This is a genomic window from Methanosphaera sp. (assembly GCF_022768985.1).
In the GTDB taxonomy this organism is placed as follows: domain Archaea; phylum Methanobacteriota; class Methanobacteria; order Methanobacteriales; family Methanobacteriaceae; genus Methanosphaera.
The window spans coordinates 1-3336 of record NZ_JALEKL010000014.1; the positions used below are offsets into that span (position 1 = coordinate 1).

1 protein-coding gene is annotated in these 3336 nt (G+C 26.3%); it reads left to right on the top strand.

Annotated elements, in window-relative coordinates; all coding sequences use genetic code 11:
- The first annotated feature begins 34 nt into the window (after positions 1–34).
- Positions 35–3319: an Eco57I restriction-modification methylase domain-containing protein gene (locus tag MRZ80_RS06955; protein ID WP_292537698.1), complete on the top strand. Its 3285-nt coding sequence runs from the start codon at positions 35–37 to the stop codon at positions 3317–3319.
- Positions 3320–3336 lie beyond the last annotated feature (17 nt).

A 3336-nucleotide genomic window follows, 5' to 3' on the forward strand; every position in this document is an offset into this window, starting at 1 on the left:
AATGCTATCAGAATACACAATAGGAGATTAAGCTATGAATAATCAAGAATTAGTAGAAAAAACATTCACAAAACCATTCAATGAAGAATCCTATCTGGATTTCCTAGTAGAACTACTAAATACATCAAATATAGGATATGAAGGAACAATAGAAGATATTGGAAAAGGATTTGACAGCTACATAGATGAAGTATATGACTATGGAACCTTCACAGATGATGAATATGAAGACTTAAAACTCTATGTAATAAAACTAAAAGAAAACAAATCACCAGAACGAGCACGAACAATGCAACGTAACCTCGTTGGAAAACTACTAAAAGATGAATCCATATCAAATGCACTCGTAGCATTCTATAGTGATGAAAGTAGTGATTGGAGATTTTCATATATAAATATAAAATATGACATGGATGAAAAAGGAAAAATCAAATCCACACTATCACCAGCAAAAAGACAATCATACTACGTCGGACCAAACCAGTCAAATCACACATGTCAAAGTAAATTTAATGATTTATTATACTATGATGAAATAATAATAGAACAGATAAAAGAAGCATTCAAAGTAGAAAATGTAACAGATGAATTCTTCAAAGAATACAAAGAACTATTTCACACACTTGCCGATGCAATACAAAATATCATAGATACAGATGAAACAGTAAAAGAAGAATTTGAAACAAAAGAAATAAAATCAGCAGACTTTGCAAAGAAAATATTAGGACAAATTATATTTGTATATTTCATACAGAAAAAAGGATGGTTAGGAGTTAAAGAAGGTCAAAAATGGGGTGAAGGATCTAAAAATTTCATAAAAGAACTCTATAATAAACAATATATTGAATATGATAACTTCTTCAATGATGTACTAGAACCATTATTTTATGTGGGATTTTCAACATCAATAGATGATAATCATTACTCAGAATTTAACTGTAAAATACCATTCATAAATGGTGGAATATTTGAAAATATTAAAGATTATAATTGGAGAAAAACTAATATAAATATTCCAAATGAAATTTTTGAAGAAATAATAGATACATTTAACACATATAATTTCACAGTAAAAGAAGATGAACCACTAGAACGAGAAGTTGCAATTGACCCTGAAATGCTGGGAAAAGTATTTGAAAGCCTTCTTGAAGTTGATGAACGTAAGCAAAAGGGAGCATTCTATACTCCAAGACATATTGTACATCAAATATGTCAAGAAACACTCATATCATATTTACATGAAAATACAGAAGATATACCAAGAGATGACATAACAAAATTCATAAAAGAAGGACATCTTGCAATTGATACAATAATAAAAGTACAGGAAGAGAAACTCTCAGATCAAGAAGCATCAAAACAAATACCAATACCAAATACAATAATAGCTAATCTTGATATAATAGATGATCTCCTAGCTAATGTAAAAGTAGTGGATCCTGCAGTAGGATCAGGAGCATTTCCAGTAGGAATGCTAAATGAAATAGTACAAGCGAGATCAATAATCCAAATGAGATGTGGAGTCAATGATATAAACTACTATGATCTAAAACACGAAACTATAGAAAATTCACTCTATGGTGTAGATATAAGTTATTCAGCAGTAGATATAGCAAAACTAAGATTTTGGCTATCACTCATAGTAGATGAAGAATCAATAGAAGATATAAAACCTCTACCAAACTTGGATAATAAAATAATGTGTGGAAACTCAGTAATAGATACATTTGAAGGAATAGAACTATTTGATAAAACCTTAGTAGAATCAGAAAATAAAGCACAGACCACATTTTTTGATAAAAAATCAGAAATAATATTCAGAGAATTAAACAATAAAAAAAAATCATACTTCAATGAAAGTTCAACATCGACTAAAAAACAACTAAAACATGAAATACAAGATAAAAAATGGCAATTCATAGAACAAACAATCAAAGAAAATACAAACTACAAAAACAAAGAAGAAATACTCAATAAAATTAATAAATTTAAATATGCAGAATCAAAACCATTCTTCATATGGGAACTAGAATTTTCAGAAGTATTCCAAGGAAAAAATCCAGGATTTGACATAGTAATAGGAAATCCGCCATATGTAAGACAGGAAAATATAAAAGAATTAAAACCAGCACTTAAAGAAATATATGAAACATATACAGGAGTTGCTGATTTATATGTTTACTTTTTTGAAAAAGGAATTAAACTATTAAAAGAAAATGGGTGTTTGTCTTATATAACCTCAAATAAATATACTAGAGCAAACTATGGTAAAAAATTAAGAGAATATATATTGAAATATTATATTGAATTATATATTGATTGTACAAAAAATTCAGTATTTGAAGAAGCAGCAGTTGATACTTCGATAATCCAGTTAATTAATAAAAATGAAAATAATACTCAATTATATGTTGATAATAGTTTTTATATGGATCAGAATAATTTAAATAATGATACTTTTTCTTTTCTTAAGCCAAAAATATTTAATGTGAAAGAGAAAATCTTAAATCAGGGAGTAAAATTAAGTAATTTTAAAGGTGTTGAAATAAAAAGAGGTATTGTAACTGGATATAATAAAGCTTTTATTATAGATGAAGAAACAAAAAATAACTTAATAAAAAAAGATCCAAAGAATAAAAATATAATTAAACCAGTACTTAAAGGAAAAGATATAAGTAAATGGGAAATTTTATTTGAAAATTCTTATTTAGTTTGTACAGCAAATGGTATAAACGTTGAAAAAGAATATCCGACCATATATACTTATTTGAATCAATATGTTGATGATTTAAGGAAAAGATATGATAAAGGAGATAAATGGTATAATCTTAGAACATGTAAGTATTATTCAGATTTTGAAGAAGGAAAATTAATATGGCCTGTTATTTCAGGTAAATTTGGTTTATTCGCAGTTTATGATGAGAATAATTTCTATATAGATCAAACATGTTTTATGTTAAATCATGATGATAAAAATGTTCTAAAAATATTAGGAGCACTATTTTCGTCAAAAGTTTTAAATTTTGTTTTTAAAATAATAGGTGGAATGTTAGGTTCAAAAGGTTTAATATTAAAAAAACTACATGTTAAAAATCTTCCAATTAAATTCCCTGATGATGAATTTGCAGATAGACTTGTTGAACTTGTTGATAGACTTCAATATGAAACAACAAATCTCAATAATCTCACAGAAGATAAACAAGAAGTTAAAAAGGTTTTAATTAGTAAATTAGAAGACGAATTAAATGATATTATATATAAATTATATAATTTAAATTCTGATGATATTGAAATTATTGAGAATTTCTTAAATTCCTAATTTCTTTTTTTCTATTT